This is a genomic window from Actinophytocola sp. (assembly GCF_035634895.1).
Taxonomy (GTDB): domain Bacteria; phylum Actinomycetota; class Actinomycetes; order Mycobacteriales; family Pseudonocardiaceae; genus Actinophytocola.
Window position 1 is genome coordinate 1 of the sequence record NZ_DASQCC010000179.1, and the last position, 19,012, is coordinate 19,012.

Annotated in this window: 17 protein-coding genes; 15 read left to right on the forward strand and 2 right to left on the reverse strand. The window is 71.6% G+C overall.

Annotation, left to right across the window (positions count from 1 at the left end; translation table 11 throughout):
- The 6 genes from VET29_RS26360 to VET29_RS26385 form a co-directional block, all read left to right on the forward strand.
- Window positions 1–262 (forward strand): hypothetical protein (locus tag VET29_RS26360; RefSeq protein ID WP_324925157.1); only part of this gene is annotated, 262 nt, incomplete at its 5' end.
- A complete protein-coding gene (locus VET29_RS26365) occupies window positions 259–1,503 on the forward strand; it encodes a YrhB domain-containing protein (protein WP_324925159.1) in 1,245 nt (414 codons plus the stop codon). The genes VET29_RS26360 and VET29_RS26365, both read left to right, overlap by 4 nt.
- Before the next feature lie 11 nt (window positions 1,504–1,514).
- A complete protein-coding gene (locus VET29_RS26370) occupies window positions 1,515–2,081 on the forward strand; it encodes a type VII secretion system-associated protein (RefSeq protein WP_324925161.1) in 567 nt (188 codons plus the stop codon).
- 190 nt (window positions 2,082–2,271) lie between these two features.
- Window positions 2,272–3,900: a hypothetical protein gene (locus VET29_RS26375; RefSeq protein WP_324925163.1), complete on the forward strand. Its 1,629-nt coding sequence runs from the start codon at window positions 2,272–2,274 to the stop codon at window positions 3,898–3,900.
- Window positions 3,881–4,411 (forward strand): type VII secretion system-associated protein, encoded by a 531-nt coding sequence (locus VET29_RS26380; RefSeq protein WP_324925165.1) that lies wholly within the window; start codon window positions 3,881–3,883, stop codon window positions 4,409–4,411. Before VET29_RS26375 ends, VET29_RS26380 begins: the two co-directional genes overlap by 20 nt.
- A gap of 103 nt (window positions 4,412–4,514) precedes the next feature.
- Complete coding sequence (locus VET29_RS26385) at window positions 4,515–4,955, forward strand: hypothetical protein (protein WP_324925167.1); 441 nt, start codon at window positions 4,515–4,517, stop codon at window positions 4,953–4,955.
- Between the two features lie 104 nt (window positions 4,956–5,059).
- Here VET29_RS26385 and VET29_RS26390 read toward each other — a convergent pair whose 3' ends face one another.
- Window positions 5,060–6,847 (reverse strand): Hsp70 family protein, encoded by a 1,788-nt coding sequence (locus tag VET29_RS26390; protein WP_324925169.1) that lies wholly within the window; start codon window positions 6,845–6,847, stop codon window positions 5,060–5,062.
- Between the two features lie 142 nt (window positions 6,848–6,989).
- Here VET29_RS26390 and VET29_RS26395 point away from each other — a divergent pair, with 142 nt between their 5' ends.
- The 4 genes from VET29_RS26395 (at window position 6,990) to VET29_RS26410 (ending at window position 10,943) form a co-directional block, all read left to right on the forward strand.
- The gene (locus VET29_RS26395) at window positions 6,990–8,789 is read left to right on the forward strand and encodes a hypothetical protein (protein ID WP_324925171.1); all 1,800 of its coding nucleotides are present in this window, start codon (window positions 6,990–6,992) and stop codon (window positions 8,787–8,789) included.
- 187 nt (window positions 8,790–8,976) lie between these two features.
- Window positions 8,977–9,477: an RNA polymerase sigma factor gene (locus tag VET29_RS26400; protein ID WP_324925173.1), complete on the forward strand. Its 501-nt coding sequence runs from the start codon at window positions 8,977–8,979 to the stop codon at window positions 9,475–9,477.
- Window positions 9,477–9,914 carry a hypothetical protein gene (locus tag VET29_RS26405; RefSeq protein WP_324925174.1) on the forward strand — a complete coding sequence of 146 codons (438 nt, stop codon included), beginning with the start codon at window positions 9,477–9,479 and terminating at the stop codon, window positions 9,912–9,914. Before VET29_RS26400 ends, VET29_RS26405 begins: the two co-directional genes overlap by 1 nt.
- Window positions 9,915–10,067: 153 nt before the next feature.
- Window positions 10,068–10,943: a hypothetical protein gene (locus tag VET29_RS26410; RefSeq protein ID WP_324925176.1), complete on the forward strand. Its 876-nt coding sequence runs from the start codon at window positions 10,068–10,070 to the stop codon at window positions 10,941–10,943.
- Window positions 10,944–10,975: 32 nt separating this feature from the next.
- Here the strand turns inward: VET29_RS26410 and VET29_RS26415 are convergent, their stop codons facing one another.
- Window positions 10,976–12,013: a LacI family DNA-binding transcriptional regulator gene (locus tag VET29_RS26415; protein ID WP_324925179.1), complete on the reverse strand. Its 1,038-nt coding sequence runs from the start codon at window positions 12,011–12,013 to the stop codon at window positions 10,976–10,978.
- Window positions 12,014–12,169: 156 nt separating this feature from the next.
- Between VET29_RS26415 and VET29_RS26420 the strand changes: the two genes are divergently transcribed.
- Genes VET29_RS26420 through VET29_RS26440 form a run of 5 tightly spaced genes read left to right on the forward strand, consistent with a single transcriptional unit; the run spans window position 12,170 to window position 18,798 of the window.
- Window positions 12,170–13,456 carry a sugar ABC transporter substrate-binding protein gene (locus tag VET29_RS26420; protein ID WP_324925181.1) on the forward strand — a complete coding sequence of 429 codons (1,287 nt, stop codon included), beginning with the start codon at window positions 12,170–12,172 and terminating at the stop codon, window positions 13,454–13,456.
- The gene (locus VET29_RS26425) at window positions 13,449–14,387 is read left to right on the forward strand and encodes a sugar ABC transporter permease (RefSeq protein WP_324925183.1); all 939 of its coding nucleotides are present in this window, start codon (window positions 13,449–13,451) and stop codon (window positions 14,385–14,387) included. The genes VET29_RS26420 and VET29_RS26425 overlap by 8 nt, the downstream gene beginning before the upstream one ends.
- Window positions 14,388–14,389: 2 nt before the next feature.
- Window positions 14,390–15,187: a carbohydrate ABC transporter permease gene (locus VET29_RS26430; RefSeq protein ID WP_324925185.1), complete on the forward strand. Its 798-nt coding sequence runs from the start codon at window positions 14,390–14,392 to the stop codon at window positions 15,185–15,187.
- Between the two features lie 10 nt (window positions 15,188–15,197).
- Window positions 15,198–17,069: a glycoside hydrolase family 127 protein gene (locus tag VET29_RS26435; protein WP_324925187.1), complete on the forward strand. Its 1,872-nt coding sequence runs from the start codon at window positions 15,198–15,200 to the stop codon at window positions 17,067–17,069.
- 31 nt (window positions 17,070–17,100) lie between these two features.
- Window positions 17,101–18,798: a carbohydrate-binding protein gene (locus VET29_RS26440; RefSeq protein ID WP_324925189.1), complete on the forward strand. Its 1,698-nt coding sequence runs from the start codon at window positions 17,101–17,103 to the stop codon at window positions 18,796–18,798.
- Window positions 18,799–19,012 lie beyond the last annotated feature (214 nt).

The window sequence follows — 19,012 nt, forward strand, 5'->3', positions numbered from 1 at the left end:
GGCCGGCCGCTGGTCGGACTCGTTCATGACGGCGCTGTGGAGCTCCGGGTTCACCAACGAGGCCCACTTCGCCCGCGACCAGGCGTTCGCGAAGGCGCGGGGCGGCCGGGTGTACGTCGGCGTCCTCGACAACAAGGGGTACGACACGTACCAGAGCTCGCCCTACGGCAACACGCGCGGTACCGCCCCGGGCACCAGGTACCCCACCCAGGCGGCCTGGGACGATGAGCAGGAGCGGCTGAGGCGGAGGTTCGGGCCATGATCGACGAGTCCGTACGGCTCGCCGCCGGGTGGCTCGAACAGGTCTACGGCGGCCTGGTCGAGGTCGACGGCGGCCAGCCGGTGCTGGAGACCGAACGGAGCTGGCTGGTGGCCTGCGCCTACGCGGACGCGCCCGGCCCCCTGCTGGCCGTGACCCTCGCGGTGCCGAAGGACGGCGCCGAGCCGTTCCCCGTCGCCAACGCCGACCCGCTGTCCGCCGAGCGGACCGATGAGTGGCGGTGGCGGGTCAACGCGCGTGGTTGTCTGGTCGCGACGGACGCCGCGGTCGACGGCCGGCCGGCCTCCGCGCTGCCGTGGCGGCCCGAGGACGAGGCGCCGGGCTGGTGGGACCGCTTGCTCCTCCGCCACTTCCCGACCGCCGAGGTCGCCACCTGCGAGACCTGGGACGACGTCACCTCGGCCATCGTGGCCGGCGGGCCAGGCACGCGCGGCGTGGTGTGGCTGCGCAGGCGGGTGGCCGAGACGGACCTCACCGGCCACCTCCTCTACGCGTGGCACGACGACGGCAAGGCCGTCGTCATCGACGGGCAGGCCGGCGCGCCCGCCTGGCTGGACGACGACGAGGTCGGCGAGCTCGTGCTGGCCCGGTTCCGGCGCGCGGACCACGCCGGCCCGGTCATGCCGACGCTCGTGGCCGCGCCGGACCTCGCCGCCGCGGTCGACAAGGCGACCAGCTGGCTGGCGGGCGCCTACGGTGGCGCCGTGACGCTCGTCGACCCGGCCGCCGCCGACGAGACCGCGCGTGGCTGGCTGTTCGCCTGTGCCACCAAGCGGTTCCTGGTCACCGGTGACTGGCGTGACCAGCTACTGGACGCGGCCCTGGTGGTGCCGAAGGCGGCCGGCGCCGAGCCGTTCGGGCTGCCCTACGACGACCCGTGGAACTGGCTTCGTGCCTGGGACGCCGGCCAGGACGACCTCCCGGAACCCCCCGACCCCGGCGAGGCGACCTGGTTCGAACCCACGGCCAAGCAGCTCGGCACCATCCGGCGCACCAGCACCCACCCATACTGGGGTGACGCGCTGATGGCGCTGGCGGACCTGCCCAACGGCGCGAAGGCCTTGGTCTGGCTGCGGCGCAGGGACGGCAGGGGACGCGAGACCGTCGGTAACCTGCTGGTGGCCGTCAAGGACGGTGACGACGTGCGGCTGGTCGACGCGCGTACACCGGACCCGGTGATAGAACCGGACCCGCTTGCCGTGCACGTCATCAGCTTCGCCTGAAAGGGGGTGCCATGGGTGACTGGTCATTCATGATCGATCCGGCCTGGCGGCCGGCCAACGAGGGCGACGAGCCCCCGATCGAGGCGGTCATCGGCGGCTGGTTCCTCCGCGACGACGGCGAGATCAGCCTGTTCCGGCCGAACCCGAACTACCAGCCGTCCAAGCCCGGCCTGCCGACGGACCCGGTGGACGCCGCACTGCAGAGCCTGGTGGCCGCCGACGGCGACGACGGCCCCACGGCCGGCGAGGAGTTGCTGTCGGCGCTGCGGGACGTCCTGCTCGGGGTGGCCGTGGACGAGCAGGGCATCGCGTTGGTGGCACCGGCCCCGGACGGCGTGCCGTCGGTGCTGGTGGCCACCGCCCCGGCGCACCGGACGAGGGTGAACACCCCCGGCTGGCGCGACGTGACCGTCACCGAGCTGGCCGCCTCCCTACCGCCGGAGGGCGTTGACGTGCTCATCAACCCCGGCGCGCCGGCGTCGACGCGCCTCACGGCCGACACCGTCCGCCTCTCGGTCACCGACCCCGCCCCCGGGGATGGGGCCGGCGATGCCGCCCCACCGGCGGCGACGTCCTGACGGTCCCTTCCGGGACCCTCGACGTCCCGAAAGGTACTTCGGGAAGGCCACGGCCGGCGCCAACCCGACTTCGCCCGCCCCGGCGTTCGTGAGGGGAAGTCCGGCGAAGTGCTCGCCGCGGTCGCGGTGCGCCACGAGCGCGGTGGTCCCGTGCGAATGTGGCGTGAGCCGTGAACCGAAGGGGAGTTCGATGTCCTTGCTGACCCGGATCGGCGTGCGTGCCAGTGCCGGTCTCTCCCGGACCAGGCTCGGTGAGGCGACGGTGGTGCACGACGCCGACGGTGTCACCGCCGAGGCAGAGGCGTTGGCGCGGTCGCTGCCAGCCGATCCCGACCACGTCCTCGTCGTCGCGGACCTGCCGCCGGTGTCCCCCCTCGAGGTGTGGAAGGCGTTCGCCGCCGCGCTGCCGCGGGGGCGCCGGCCCATGCGGATCGTGCCCGGCCGGCTGCCGCGGGAGATCGCCCCGCACGTGTGGCAGTGGCTCGCCGACCGGACCGGGCGGACCGTCGTGGCGCCCTACGGCACGGCACTCCACCTCGGCAACACCCTGTTCGTGCACTCGGTCGACCAGAGCGGGTGGGTGGAGTTCGAGCGGGACAAGGGTCCGGTCTGGAAGGGCAAGCGGTTTCCCCGCCCCGCCTGGGACTCCGTCGAGTTCGGCCGGGTACGCGCGGCCGGCTTCCGCGGCGTCGGCGAGCCGCTGACCGCCGGCATGTGGCTCCGGCCGGACGTCGGCGGCGACGCGGTCACCACCGGCCGTGCCAGGCTGCGGACGCTGCCGGGCCTGCCCGGCGCACCCCTGGTCGTCGTCGGCGCGCGGGACGTCACGGACCTCGAGCTCGCCGACATCGCCGCGTTCTGCCGCACGCTGCCGGTCGCGCCCAGGTTCGTCCACTACGGCGGCGTGGCGCTGCCGGGCACCGCGCTCGGCCAGGACCTGGCGGACGCGCTGGGCGTGGAGGTGTTCTGCTACAACGGCATCCCGACCGGCCCCGGCGAAGTGCTGACCCTGCGCCAGGACGGCTCGCTCGGCTGGAACACCTTCGCGCAGGCCTTCACCCACCGGCCGGGCGGCGGCACGCGCCTGGCCGCCTACCGGCCACCGGTCGACGGCCTGAGCGAGGTCTCGCCGGGCGTGTACTGGTACGCCGAGGACGTCGTGGTCGAGGTCGTCCGCGCCGGGCTGTGGATCCGGCCGGCGGAACAGATCGCGGACCCGGCCGGGGTCCGGTCCACCCCGCTGGACCCGGCGCACACGCTGCTCCTGTACGAGGCGACCGAGCCCGCCAGGGCCGACCACCTCCGGGAGGTGGCCGAGGGTCTGGTGAGCCGCCTCGACGACGAGACCCGGGTCGCGACCAGGCTCATGCCGAGCACCGCCCTGTCCGGTGCGGCCCTGGCCGGGTTGGCCCGCACCGGCGACCGGCCCGCCCCGCCCGCCGAGCCCGCGCCGGCACAGGACGCCGGACCGGCGCTGTCCCAGGAGTCCGAGCCGACGTCGGTTCTGACACCCGAGCCGACATCGGTCCTGACACCGGAGCCCACGTCGGTCCTGACACCCGCGCCGGTGCCGGTCCTGACACCTGAGCCGACGTCGGTTCTGACACCTGAGCCGGTGCCGGTCCTGACGCCCGAGCCGGCGCCGCCCCGGGAAACAGGCCCGGTGCCGGTCGAGGAGCCGGCGGGGTCCGGCACGCCGGACGACGACCTCGACGAGACCGACCTGCCGTGGCTCTCGCGGCTGATGGAGACCATGTCGATGCCGGTGCCCGCCCGCCCGTCCGAAGTGGAGTCCCGAGATGACCGCGGCAACCGATGAGTCGACCGGCGGGGTGTACTTCCTGATCGACTCCGCGTGGCAGCCGACCGAGGAGGGGCAGGACACGCCCGTGACCTCGATCATCGGCGCGTGGCCGGTGACCGACGGGGTCCGGGGCCGGTTCCAGCCCAACCCGCTCTACCTGCCGTCCTCGAAGGACTCACCGCTCGACCCGGTCGACGGGGTGCTCGGTCTCCTCGCCCGCGGCGAGTTCGACCCCGACCAGCTGCCCGAGGTGCTGGGTGATGTCACGCTCGCCATTGCCCTCGACGAGCAGGGCGTCGCGATCGTGCGTCGCGCACCCGACGGCGCCCCCTCGGTGCTGGTCACGACCTCCTACGGCCACCGCGACCGCGTCGAGGCGGCCGGATGGCGCAACGTCACGCTGGCCCAGCTGGCCGAGGCCCTACCGGCGCGGGGTGTCGACGTGCTGCTGAACCCTGGCGCCCCACGGTCCATGCGGGTGTTGGCGGACGCGGTCCGGGCGGCCGCGGCGGGACAGAGCGAGTAATTTCGTCACAGGGGTGGGCGGATGACCGCGAATCCCGGGTGTAATGTGCGCTCCCACACGTGAAATTCACTCACGTATTTGCGCACGTCTGGGAGGAATCGCAGTGGCGAGCAAGGAAGCGATGAAGGCGGCCATCCACGCCGCTTTCGACTCGGTGGTCGAGAACGGCTCGGGTTACACCAAGGTGTACGGCGCCGAGATCAAGCAGAAGAACTACATCGTGTTCCGCAGGACCACCATCAGCAACTTCGTCGTCGGCTTCCACCCGGGCCGGACCGAGCTCGTCATCGTCCCGATCGACGAGAACGGCGGGACCGTGACGGCCGGCAGCCCGCTGACGATCACGGACGCCAACCGCGCCTCGGTGAAGAAGCGCGACCTTCAGGGCCGCTTCGTCATCAAGACGACGGACGGTCAGACGTTCCGCCTCGGCATCATCCCGTCGGTCCCGAAGCTGACGGCCGCCTTCTACCAGCTGCCCGTCGACCAGAAGGCCGAGTACGAGGCGTTCGTGGCCCTGCGCGACGCACTGACGGCGGCCTGAGCGCCCCGCGGACGGTCCTGAGGGGACCGAACTCCTGACGCGGCGGGGACCGGGTGCACCGGCCACCGCCGCGTCGGCGCGTCTACGTCAGTGCAGGGTCAGCCTCAGTGCAGGTTGCCGCAGGAGACGGCGTCCCGGTCCGCCGCGGCGTTCGCGTCCCAGCGGACGGCGGAGAACGTGGCGTCGAAGGGCTTGTCGGTGTACACGAGGAACGGCGTGTTGACCCGCTTGGGATCCAGCCCGGCGGCGGTGAAGCAGGCGACCGGGATCTTGACCGTCGACTTCTTCTCCGGCCCGAGCTTCCGCAGCAGCTCCGTCACCGGAACCTCGGCGCCGCACGGGTAGACGCAGTGCACGGCCACCTCGGTCTTCGCGGTCGGCGGCTCGTGCACCACCACGTCGAAGACCAGCGCGCCGTGATCCACATAGGACGTCAGGTCGCGGGTGCCGGAGTCGGCCTGCAGGTAGACCTGCCCGGCCGTGCCGCGCCAGGTCACCCGCAGTCCCTTGCCGTCGAGCCTCGCGGCGATCGGTCCCTGTTGCGCACCCGTCGTGCCGATCTCGGTGCCGCCCCAGTTCTCCGCCGAGGCGATGAACCCGATCCACGGCTTGACCACCCCGGTGTCGAACACCCGCATCGGCTGGGGCCGTGGCGTGGCGGTGGACCCCGAGGACAGTCCACCCGTGACGAGCAGGACCGTCGTGACCGCCGCGACGACCACCGCGACACCCGCGGCGACCAACGGCACCAACCGCTTGCGTGGCAGGAACCTCGGGCGGGGCTTGGGGAACGCCGGCTCGGGGTCCGGGGCAGGGGTTGCCATGAGGGGGACCGCGCTGGTCCGGGTGGCGATCGCGGCCGCGCCGAGCGCCACGGTGAGCTTCGGGTGCAGCGTCATCCGCACCGGCTTGCCGAACTCCTGCGACACCAGCTGGGACACCAGTGGGATGCGTGAGGAGCCGCCGGCCAGCAGCACCGCGGACAGGTCGTCGGGGCGGATGCCGGCGGAGGAGATGGTGCGGCGCAAGGCATCGGTGGTCAGCTTCACCGACGGCCTGATCATGTCGTTGAACTCGAGCCGGGTGATCGTCAGCTCGCGGGGCCCGGCGGGCAGCGGCACGGTCAGCGTGACGTCCGGCTCGACCGACAGCTCCTCCTTGGCCCGCACGCACATCGCGCGGATCTCGGCCACCACGGTCGCCGCCGCCGGGTCCACGGTGTCCAGCCCGCTGACCGCCCCGTCGAGGCGGTCGTCGACGTGCGCGAGCAGCGTCTCGTCGAAGTCGGTGCCGCCCATGTGCTCGATGCCTTCCGGGACACCGAGGATCTCCATGTCACCCGAACGCATCCGCAGGATGGTCGTGTCGAACGTGCCGCCGCCGAGGTCGTAGACGGCCACCACCTCGCCGTCGCCGAGGCGCCGCTCCGCCGAGTAGTGCGTCGCCGCCGCCTCCGGCTCGGTGATCAACCGGAACTCGGGCACGCCCACCAGCTTGGGCACCTCCGCGAACTGCTCGCGCCGGTACGGCCCCCAGATCGCCGGGCAGGTCAGCACGATCGACGTGGGCGGCGCGCCGACGTATCTCGTCACGGTGGCGAGCACGTCACGCAGCTGTGCCGCCATCAGCGTGGCGGGGGAGTAGCCGGCGCCGCCGAGCACGAGCGGGGTCGGGTCGCCGAGGCGCCGCTTGAAGCCCCGCGCGACGCGTGCCGGGTCGGCCGCGGCGGCCAGTGCCGCTGGCCCGGTCAGCACCGTGCCATCGGGGGCCGGATAGGCCACCGACGGCACGACCACGGCCGGGGACAACGGAACCATGTGCGTGCCGTGTGGCCCACTGATCGCGGCCGAGGTGAACGAGGTGCCGAGGTCGATACCGACGCCGTATCTCACGAGGCCTCCGCGCTGCCGGTCAAGCGAAGTCAAAACCAAGCAAACAAAGATACAGTAACATTCAGTTCTGTCGGGATATCCCTACCCGGTCGCGGGGACGGCACCCTTGTGCGTTCACCACCGGTCCCAGCACCCTTGTCGGGTGGTTGGCGGTGACGCGTTGCTGAAGCGGGGCCTGCGTCCGCACGAGATCGCGGCGACCGTGTCCCCAGAAGACTTGGTCACCGCTCTCATCCGCAACCTAGCAGGAGTCGTCGGCGGGCAGGCGGCCTACTGTGTCGGTCCGGAGCTGGCCGTCATCGCGTCGTGGCCCGCGCCCGCGCTCACCGGTCTCACCGAGACCGCCCGCGAGCCGGTCGCCGACGGTGGGTTCGTGCTCGTCGCCGAGCCGAAACGGTGGGGCGATCGTGAGCAGGTCGTGCTCCGCGAGACCGCCGGCTGGCTGGGCATGGCGACGCGGCTGGACCGGCTGCGGGTCGACCGGGACCGCGCGGAGGCCCGCGCCGAGGTGCTACGCGTCGAGGTGCGTACCGCCCGGGAGCGTTTCGCGCAGGTTCGCGAGCTGGAGCGGCGCCGCCTCGTCAAGGCGATCACCACCACGACCCTGCGCGACCTCGACGACGTGCGCCGCCGGCTGCGCCGCCTCGACGAGTCGCTGACCGAGAGCTCCTCGAGCGCGGGTGAGCTGGAGCAGGTGCGGGAGTCGCTGGACGAGCTGCTGGACGAGTTCCGCACGGTCGTGCGCGGCGTGTACCCGTCGATCCTGCCCGACCGTGGCCCGCGGGCCGCGCTGGAGGAGCTGGCGGCCACGCTGCCGAGACCGGTGCGGTTCGACGGCGACCTCGGCAGGCGGGTCGGCTGGGAGATCGAGTCCGGTCTCTACCACGCGGTGGCCGCCGTGCTGAACGTGCTGGGGGGCACCAAGGGCGATGCCGCGGTGGCGGTGGACTTCAGCCGCGAGGACGCGTTGCGGGTGGTGGTCACCGCACCGGCCAGCGAGCTGTCGGTGAGCGACCTGCACACCGTCCTCGAACACGACGCCGAGCGACTGGCCGTCCTGGGCGGCTCGATGCGGTGCGCGGTGACCGACGGCGCGGCGGTGGTCAGCATCCGACTGCCGGAGCGGGCCCACCCGGTGGTCTTCGACTCACCGAGGTTCGGGCACAACGGTCTCTACCGGCGGGTGAGCAACCTGGTCCGGCAGGCCGTGGCGGCCGGCGGCCCCGACCGGGCGCGGTGGGCCGCGGTGGCCGAACGGCTGGCCGGCCCGCCCCGCGTGGCCGTGGTGCGGGCGCCGGGCAGCCCCAGCGAGTCCGCGGTGGGGGTCGTGGTCGTGGACGTGGTCGGTGTCGCGGACCAGTCCCTGGCCGAGGAGTTCCTGGCGGACGACGGTCCCCGGGGCTCGATCGACGCGGTGCTGTGCCTGGTGCCGCCCACTCCCGCGTTCCGCGCCGCACTGCGCTGGGGTCGGCAACGGGTGGCGTTGAGCGAGTCGATGAGCCTCGCCGACCTGGCTCGCACGGTGATCACCTGGAGCCCGGTGATCGCCGCCCGCCGCGCGATCGTGACGGTGCGGGAGCTGGCGTCCGTCCTGCCGCCGGACCACCCGCTGCGCTGGGGCATCGACCGAATCGGCGCAGGCACCCACGAGATAGCCGAACTGGATCTCCTCGACGACCTGGAACGCGGTGACACCCACCTCCTGCGTGGCGCCGGGTGGGGCGCGGCCGTCGAGGCCGTGCGGTTGCTGGGCGCCCGCGGCACCGACTCGCGTGCCCGGCTGGGCCTGTCCGCGGACGCCGGGGAGGAGCAGATCCTGGAGGCGGCCGACCACGCGGTACGGCGGTGGCGTGCGCACGCCGAGCGGCCGGGCACGGGTGGTCGGGACCGAGCGGCGTGCGAGGTCCTGGCCCGTACGGCGGAGGGCATGCTGAGCTCGTGACCCGTCCCCGCCGACGTGTGGCGGCGGCGCAGGTTGCCTTGTCAGCGGCCCGCCGAGGCACTCGGGGGACATCCCTACCCGCCTTCGATGGTTCACCCCCACAGGCGGAGGGACAGGCCCACTGCCTATTGCGCCCGGTGGCGGCAGAGTCGTCCTCAGTACCCGCAGGCGGGGAGAGGAAACGGAAATGACCACCATGGAGAGTGTCGTCGCGGCGCACGGCGCCGCCCTGCTCGCGTACGCCACGCGTGCCACCGGTGGCGACCGGCATGCGGCCGAGGACATCGTGCAGGAGACGTGGCTGCGTGCCTGGCGCAACGCCGACCGCCTCGCCGGCATCGAGTCGTTGCGGTCCTGGCTGATCCGCATCGCCCACAACGTGTCCGTCGACCAGCACCGCAGGCGGCAGGCGCGGCCCACCGAGGTGGAGCTGCCCGACCACGAGATCGAGAACACCGTCCACTCGGTCGCGCCCTGCGAGGAGGTCGAGACCCGCATCGACGTCGTCGCGGTCCTCGAGCACCTGTCCGCCGCACACCGCGAGACGCTGGTCGAGGTCTACTTCGCCGACCGGACCGCCGTCGCGGCCGCGTCGGTCCTCGGCGTGCCGGTCGGCACCGTCAAGAGCCGCGTCCACAAGGCGCTCCGCACCCTGCGCGCGGGCGAGTCCCTCATGGCGGCGGCGTGATGACCATCGACTTCGGCCTCGACACCGTTGACCTGCTGCGGCACGCCGCCCACCAGTACTGGCTGGAGCTGGGCTGGCCCACCAGCGTCGACGGCGACCAGTTGGTGGTCGAGCTGGACGACGACATCTGGGGTCTGCGCATGCCGACCACCCTCGCGGAGGAGCTGGTCGCCCTGCTGCGCCGCATGGACCTGTCCTGCCCGGTGATCGAGCTGCCCGGCCAGCAGGGCGTCATCGTGCTGCTGGAGCCGACCGAGGTGGAGTCCGCGCTGCCGTTCCCCACGCAGGTCGGCAAGCTGCCGTCGGGTTGCCGAGTGCCGCTGCCGCCGAGCATGACGGCCTCCGGCCCGGTCCGCTGGCTGACCCAGCACGAGCCGGTCGGCGGTCGCCGCCCGTCCGTCCGCGTGGTCGCCGAGGCGCTCACACACCTCACCTGACCGTGCTCGCCCGCTCGCCGGTGCGGGTGCGCGGGGCGGTTTCACCGACACGGCCGCGGCCGAACGACTACCCTCGTGATCGAGACCGGCCGTGGCCGGGCCCTCGGCACGTCCGATCGTGGACGCTTCAGTCGGGCGAACCGAGAGAGTGGCATGACGAACCTGATCATCACCATCGCGCTCTGTGTGCTGGTCGCCATCGCCTATGCCGCCGCGGCGCTCATCCAGGCCCGTCACGCCCACCTCACCATCCGCGAGCTGGTCCACATCCCGGTCCTGTGGCTGGCGCTCGCGCTCAACGGGATCGGCGCCGCGCTGCACGTCACCTCGCTCGGCTTCGGGCCGCTGTCCCTGATCCAGCCGCTCGGCGTGCTCACCCTCGTGATCGCCGTCCCGTTCGCCGCGTCCGCCGCGAAGCGCAAGGTGTCCAGGCTCGAGCTCAGCGGCATGACCTACACAGTGATCGGCCTGACCGGGCTCGCGCTGCTCATCACCACGCCGGGCACGACCCGCACGCTGGCCTCCGGGGAGCTGGTCGCCCTGGTCCTCGCCACGATCGTGTTCGTCGGCGCGTTCGGGTTCCTCGGCCGGCGGCCGGGCGCGTCGAGCCTCTACGAGGCCGCCGCCGGCGGGGTGGCGTACTCCGTCTGCTCGGCGCTGTGCCAGACCGTCGTGGTGTCCGTGCGGGAGACCGGCGCCGGCGTGCTGCTGCGGCCGATCATGATCTTCGGGGTCGTCGCCATCGTCGTCTTCGCGATCGCCGCGACCGTGCTCACCCAGCGGTCCTACCGGCACGGGCTCGCCGCACCGCTGGCCATGACCAACCTGGTGAACCCGGCCTCGGCCACCGCGATCGGCGTGCTCCTGCTCGGCGAACACCTCGGCACCACGCCGTTCCAGATGGTCATCGCCGCCGGCTGCGCGGTGGTCGCCGGGTGGGGCGTCGCCCAGCTCGCCCGCGCCCGCGACGCCGACGCGCGGCACGAGGTACCGGCCGCCGACCGCGAGACGGTCCGCGCCGCCCGGTAGCGCCGCCGGCCACGCGAGCCCGGCGCGGGACACTAAGCCAGTGGGACCGTCGTCGAGTCCCGGATCACCAGGCGGCACGGGTTCGTGTGCCTGCCCGGTGCCGGCTCGCCGTTGATCGCCGCCAGCAGCAGGTTCGCCGCCGTGCGGCCGAGTTCCTCCAGCTCCATGTCCACACTGGTCAGCGGCGGCTGGCAGGCCAGCGTCATCACGTCCCAGTTGTCGAAGCCGACCAGGGCCACGTCGTCCGGCACGCGCCGGCCGACGGCACGCAGCGCGTCCGCCACGCCCCGGGCGATCTGGTCGCTGCCGCAGAACACCGCGTCGAACTCGTGGGACAGCAGGATGCGCACCGCCTGCCGGCCCCACGCCTCGCTCCACTCGCCGAACATCGGGGGACCGACCAGCTCCAGGCCTGCCTCGGCGAGGTGGGACGAGGCCGCGGTGGCCCGCACCAGCGCCGAGTGGTGGTGTTCCGGGCCGGTGATGTGCGCGATCCGCCGCCGGCCGACCGCGAGCAGGTGGTCGATCGCCTTCGCCGTGCCGCCGGCCTCGTCCGGGACGACCGAGCAGTCCTCGGGGTTCGTGGAGTTGATGAACGCGTACACCACCGGGATCGGCAGGTCCGTGCCGATCGGGGGCCGGGCCTGGGTGCGGCGGCCGGTCACGATGATGCCGTCCACCCGCCGGCTCAGCAGCGTGCGCAGGTAGTACTGCTCGCGGATCCGGTCGTCCCGGGCGTCGCACAGGAACACCGACATCTCGCCGGCGCCGAGCGCGTCCTCGGCGCCCATCAGCAGCGGGATGCTGAACCGGCCGATCGTGTCCGTGGTGATCATGCCGACCGTGTACGTGCGGCCGGAGTTCAGCGCCACCGCCGCCTTGTTCGCCTGGAACCCGAGCTGCTCTGCCGCCGACAGCACCCGCTGCCGCGTCTCCGTGCGCAGCGACCCGCGGCCGTTGAGCGCCTTCGACACCGTGCCGACCGAGACACCCGCCAGCATGGCGACATCGCTGATCGTCGCAGGCCGGTCGAAGTTTCCAACAGTTTCCGTGGCTTTCCGCGGTGGCATTGCCGCAGCTTACCCTGGGTGTGCCGGGCGGGCCGGGCAGAACCGCGCAGGCATCGCTCTTGACACCTCTCTGTCGGCGCGCCTAGGTTGACGGAAACCGGTTTCCGTAGTTTCCTCATCACTCCTCGAAGGCTCAACGCGGTGTCGGAGGGCACGATGAGTTCACGCACACACGCGGCCGCACTCCTGGCCGGTGCCCTACTTCTCGCCGGTTGCCAGAGTGGGCCGGCGACTTCCTCCGCCGGCGACACCGGGTCGGTCGACGACGGCACGACCATCACGATGTGGACCCGCTCGCCGACCGCCACGTTCAGCCAGACCCTGATCGACGCCTACAACGCCGGCCACCGGAACAAGGTCAAGCTCACGGTCTTCCCGGCCGACTCCTACCAGCAGAAGGTCGGTACGGCCGCTGGCGCGCACCAGCTCCCCGACATCCTCGCCGCCGACGTCGTCTACGCCCCCAACTACGCCGCCAAGGGCGTCTACCTGGACATCACCGCGCGCGTGAAGCAGCTCGACTTCGCCGACGAGCTCGCGCCCGCGCACATGAAGACCGCCACCTACGAGGGCCGGTACTACGGCGTCCCGCACGACATCGACCTGTCCGCGGTGTTCTACAACAAGGTCCTGTTCACCAGGGCCGGTCTCGACCCGGACAAGCCACCGGCCACTCTGGACGAGGTGGTCGCCGACGCCAGGAGGATCCAGGCGCTCGGCGGCGGAGTCAGCGGCTACTTCTTCGGCGGCGCCTGCCCGGGCTGCCAGCTGTTCACCAGCTGGCCGATGATCTGGGCGTCGGGCGGCACCGTGCTCAACGAGCAGGGCACGGCGTCCACGATGGACAATCCGGAGGCCGCGAAGGTGTACGGCGTGCTGCGCCAGCTGTACGACGAGGGCGTGGTCCCGGAGTCGGCGAAGAACGAGTCCGGCACGACCTGGACGCAGCTGTTCGGCGAGGGCCGGGTCGGCATCCAGCCGATGGGCGCCACCGCCCTGCAGGGCATCAAGGAGGGGCCGGACCTCCAGGTGGGGGTCGCGCCGATTCCCGGGCTGACCGGCGGTTCGTCGTCGTTCGTCGGCGGGGACGTGCTCGGGATCAGCTCGAACAGCCAGCACGCGGCCGCGGCCTGGGACTTCATCTCCTGGACGCTGTCGGAGAAGGCGCAGGTCGACGTCGTGGCCAGGAGCAAGAACATCACGGTCCGCGCCGACCTCGCCGACAACACCTACGCCAGGCAGGATCCGCGGCTCGGTGTGTTCAACAAGCTCGCCGGCGAGGGCCAGACGCCCATCTCGGTCAACTTCGGCAAGACGTTCAACGACCCCAACGGTCCGTGGACCCAGACGGTCATCGACGCGGTGTTCGGCGGCGACGACCCGGCCACGGCACTGCGGAACCACAACGCGGCGATCACCGAGTCCCTGTCGAGTGGTGGCTGAGCAGGTGGTGTCCTTGTCGCCACCGAGGCTGCCGGTGCCGGCCCGGCCGGTGCCGGCACCCCGCCGACGCCGGCGGGCGCCGGTTCACCGGCGCAGGCTGGGACTGCTGTACTCGGCGCCGATGGCCGCGCTCGTGCTGTTGCTCTTCGTCATCCCGCTGATCCTGCTGGTGTGGATGTCGGTCAACCACTGGCCACTGCTCGGCGCGTCCAGGCCCAACGGCGTGGCGAACTACAGCGCGCTGCGGGATCCGTTGTTCCTGCGGGCAGTCTGGTTCACGCTGCGGTACACGGTGGTCACCACCGTCGTGCTGGGGCTCGTCGCGTTCGGGCTCGCGTTGCTGGTGCAGCGCGACCGGCCCGGCGTCGGCGCGTTCCGCACGGTCTTCTTCCTGCCCAGCGCGGTCGGGCTCGCGTCGACGAGCCTGTTGTTCTACAGCATGTTCCAGACGGACGCGTCCCCGCTCAACCAGCTCGTCCGGTGGCTCGGCCTCGGCCACCTCGACTGGCTGGGCACCAACGGCAGCGCGCTCGGGTCGTCCGTCGGCATGATCACCTGGCGGTTCGCCGGTTTCTACATGCTGATCCTGATGACCGGTCTGCAGAGCATCGACCCGGGACTGTACGAGGCCGCGCGGATCGACGGCGCGAACCGGTGGCAGATCATGTGGCGGGTGACGCTTCCCCTGCTGCGGCCCACGTTGGCGCTCACGATGGTGCTGTCGGTGACCGGCTCGCTGCTCGCGTTCGACCAGTTCTTCATCCTGACCGGCGGCCGGCACGACACGGCCACCGTCGTGATCGACATCTACCGGGAGGCGTTCCTGTCGCAGGACCTCGGCCGGGCGGCCGCGGTGTCCGTGGCCACGCTCGCCGTGCTGATCGTGCTCAACGTCGCGCAGCTGCGGCTGATCCGGCGCGAGGGACGATAGCCATGCGCAGAACGGGTTTCTACGTCACCTGCGCCGCACTCGCCGTGTTGTTCCTGTTCCCGATGGCGTGGACGGCCTACTCGTCGGTGCACGGGCGCCGGGCCGACGGCACGGAAGGCTGGGGCGTCGAGGACTACCGCCGGCTCGCCGGCTTCGGCATCGGGACCTACCTCGTCAACACGTTGGTGGTGGCCGTCGTCGCGGTGACCGTGACCGTCGTGACGACCACGCTTGGCGGCTATGCCATGGCACGCCTGGCCTTTCCGGGCCGCAACCTGCTCTTCATCGTGACGCTGGCGATCCTGATGGTGCCGTACACGACGATCCTGGTGCCGCTGTACATCCTGTTGGGCTGGCTCGGGCTGCAGAACTCGCTCGTCGGCCTCGGGCTGGTCATGGCCGTGCTCCAGCTGCCGTTCGGGTTGTTCATGATGCGCAACTCGTTCGAGGCGCTGCCGGTCGAGCTGGAGGAGGCGGCGCTCATCGACGGCTGCACGGTCGGCGGCGCGCTGCGGCGGGTGTTGCTGCGTGGGGTGCTGCCCGGCATCGTCACCATCGCGTTGTTCTCGTTCCTGGCGGCGTGGAACGAGTTCGTCGCACCCCTGATCTTCCTGACCGACGGCGAGAAGTTCACGCTGCCGGTCGCGTTGTTCAACCTGTCGGTCGGCAACCTCGGCTCGGTCGACTTCGGCGCGCTGCAGGCGGGCGTGACGACGTCCGCGCTGCCGTGTGTCGTGGTCTTCCTTTTCCTGCAACGGTACTACGTACGCGGTTTCACCTCGGGCGCCCTGAAGGGCTGAAGGAGGCTCGATGACCATCCCAGGTCCGGTCGACCCAACGTCCTCGGCGGCCTCCGCGTTACGGCCGGTGTCCCTGTCGGGCGTGACGTTCACGACCGGTTTTCTCGGTGACTGGCAGCGGCGCAACGCCGACCGCTCGCTGCCGTACTGCGTCGGGCAACTCGAGACGCACGGCGCGCTCGTCAACCTGCGCCGCGTCACCGGCGAGGCCGACGGCGGCTTCGAGAACATGTGGTTCGCCGACTCCGACGTCTACAAGACCCTGGAGGCCGCCGCCTGGCAGCTCGGCCGCACCCCGGACGACGCCGAGCTGCGGACCTTTGTGGACACCACCGGCGCGCTGCTCGCCAAGGCACAGAACGAGGACGGCTACCTCAACTCGTACCGGCTGCTCGTCGAGCCGGACCAGCGGTGGACGAAGCCGCACTGGAGCCACGAGCTGTACTGCGCCGGGCATCTCATCCAGGCCGCCGTCGCCGCCGTGCGTGCCGGTGTCGGCGCGGAGGTCGTGACGGTCGCCAGGCGGTTCGCCGACCTGATCGTCGAGCGGTTCGGCGGGATCGACGGCGTCGACGGGCACCCGGAGATCGAGACCGCGCTGGTGGAGCTGTACCGGGTGACCGGGCACGAGCCATATCTCTTGCAGGCCAAGCGGTTCATCGACCTGCGTGGCCGCGGGCTGCTGGACGGCGACCGGTTCGGACCGGCGTACCTGCAGGACCACCTGCCGGTCCGCGAGGCGGACGAGGTGACCGGGCACGTCGTGCGCCAGCTCTACCTGCTCGCCGGCATGGTGGACGTCGCCGTCGAGACACACGACGACTCGCTGCTCGCGGCCGCGCGCCGGCTGTGGGACGACGCGTTCGGCGCCAGGACCTATCTCACCGGCGCGCAGGGTTCGCGGCACCGCGACGAGGCCTTCGGCGACCCGTACGAGCTGCCGCCGGACCGCGCGTACGGCGAGACGTGCGCCGCGATCGCGAGCTTCCAGTGGAACTGGCGGATGCTGCTGGCCACGGGGGAGCCGAAGTTCGCCGACGAGATGGAACGCGCGCTGTACAACGTGATCGCCGGCTCGACCGCGCTCGACGGCACGCACTTCTTCTACGCCAACACGTTGCACCTGCGCACCGGCCACGACGGCTCGCACGAGGACGCGCCGTCCGACCGCCTGCCGTGGTACTCGTGCGCCTGCTGCCCTCCGAACCTGGCCCGCCTGTTGGCATCGCTGTCCGGCTACGCGGCCACGACCGACCACGGCGGGCTCCAGCTGCACCTGTACTCGGCCGGGTCCGTGACGACCGCGGTGGACGGCGCGGAGGTCCACGCGGAGGTGCGCACCGACTACCCGTGGGACGGTCGGGTCGTGGTCACGGTCACCACCGCCGCGCCGATCACACTGTCGCTGCGGGTGCCCGCCTGGGCAACGGAAGTGTCGCTCGACGGCTCGCCGGCGGAGGTCGACGGCGGCTACGTCCGCGTGCGGCGGGACTGGTCGGCCGGCGCCACGGTGAGGCTCGACCTGCCCATGTGGCCCAGGATCGTCCGCCCGCACCCGAGGATCGACGCCGTGCGCGGCTGCGTCGCGCTGGCGCGCGGGCCGCTCGTCTACGCACTGGAGCAGGCCGACCTGCCCGCGGGGGTCACGCTAGAGGACGTGCGGATCGATGCCGGCGCGCCGATCACGCCCGGCCGGTTGCCGGCGGTTCCCGTCACCCTGACCACGAGTGGCGCGGTCGAGCAGGCCTCGTCGGGTGAGCTGTACCCGGCGTCGGTCGAGCTGACCACGCGGCCGCTCGAACTCGTTGCCATCCCGTATTTCCTGTGGGGCAACCGGACTCCCGGCCCGATGCGGGTCTGGATCCCCGTCACCACGGGATGACCCTGCACCTGCTATCCCTGCGAGGTACCCGATGTCACGACGAAGTCTCCTCGGGCTCACCGTCACCACCGCGGTCGCCGCCGCGCTCCTGCCAGCAGTGCCGGCCCAGGCAGCCGGCCACACGTTGGTGGTCAACGTCGCCGCGCCGTTCCGCCCGGTCACCCACATGGCCTCCGGTGGGTTGTACGCGCTGGCCGAGAACAACCGGCCGGCCGACAGCACTCTGTTGCCCATCAAGATGAACACGCTCACCCAGCCGCCGCCCGGCGTGGGGCAGCGGCCCAACGGCCAGCCGCCCGGCGGTGACGCGCTCCTGGTCGCCGCGCAGGCGGACCGGGCCGGCGCCGCCCAGGTCGTCCGCATGCCGGACATCTACCCGAACTTCCCGTACCAGTGGGTGAGCTGGAACGACTGGCTGGCCAAGGTGGACACCATGGTGACCGCCCGGCTCAACGCGACGTCGGTGAGCAACGTGGCCGCCTGGGAGATCTGGAACGAGCCGGACTGGACCTGGAACACGGCGGCGGCCGGTGACTTCAATGCCGGCTGGACGCGGACCGTCCAGCGCATCAGGACCCGCGACACGGTCACCCCGGTCGCCGGCCCCGGCTACTCCGGCTGGAACGCGAACAGCATGCGTGCGTTCCTCACCAACGCCAAGAACACCAACACGTTGCCGGACCTCGTGATCTGGCACGAGCTGAACCACAGCAGCGCGGCCGTCGCCGGCGACGTCGCGGCCTACCGCTCGCTGGAGTCCTCGCTCGGCATCAGCCCCCGGCAGGTCTTCATCAACGAGTACGCCTGGACCGACGAGGTCGACGTGCCCGGCCGGGTGGCCAACTACGTCGCGAAGTTCGAGCGGGCCGGGGTGTACGCCGCCGACCGCGCGTTCTGGTTCGAGTACGGCACCGTCAACGGGTTGGTGGTCAACAACAACCTGCCGACCGGCACGTGGTGGCTCTACAAGTGGTACGGCGACATGGCCGGCCAGATGGTGTCCACGACGCCGCCCGCGCAGAGCGGCATCGACGGCTTCGCGTCGTACGACTCGACCCGGCGGCGCGTGGAGGTCGTGTTCGGCGACGAGGCCGGCACGAACTCGGTGCAGCTGAACGGACTCGGCGCGCTGGGGTCGAGCGTCCGCGTGACACTGGAGTCCACGCCCGCCTCGGGCCGGTTCACCGCGGTGACCGCGCCGACGACCGTCTCGTCCTCGACCCTCACCGTCTCGAACGGACAGCTCACGGTCTCGGTGCCCAACATGTCCGCGACGAGCGCGTACCACCTCGTGGTGGAGCCGACCAGCGGTGTGCCCGCCTACCAGCAGCGGTACGAGGCCGAGAACGCGTCGGTGTTCCGCGCGACGCGCCTCACTGCGCCGAACGCGTCCAACGGCGGCTACGTCGGCCGCATCGACAACTCGGGCAACCCGCGCAACGACAGCTACGTCGACTTCATGGTCAACGTACCCACCGCCCGCACCTACACGATGACCATCGCCTACGCGAACGGCACCGGCACCACCTCCACCCAGGCCCTCGCCTACAACGGCGGCACCTGGTCAACGGTGAGCTACCCACCCACCGCGGGCTGGGCCCAGTTCGCCACGGTCACCACCACCGTCAACCTCCACGCCGGCTACAACACCATCCGACTGGCCAAAGGCGCCCCGTTCTCCCCCACCACCACCGGCTACGCCGAACTCGACTACCTGAACCTGACCTAACCCCCCGCGAGTCCCGCGTTCGCGCATACCGAGTCCCGCGTTCGCACACATTGAACTGCGGTTTCGTGCAGGTCCGGGACTGTTTCAAGATCGGTGTGTTCGGCCCGACACGCCGGGCCGAAGGTCCGGCGGGATGGGCACTGTGAGTGATGACATCTGATGTTGTGAGTCCACGCAAGAGTGACCGGATGCCGGCGCAGCTGTCGCCGGAGCA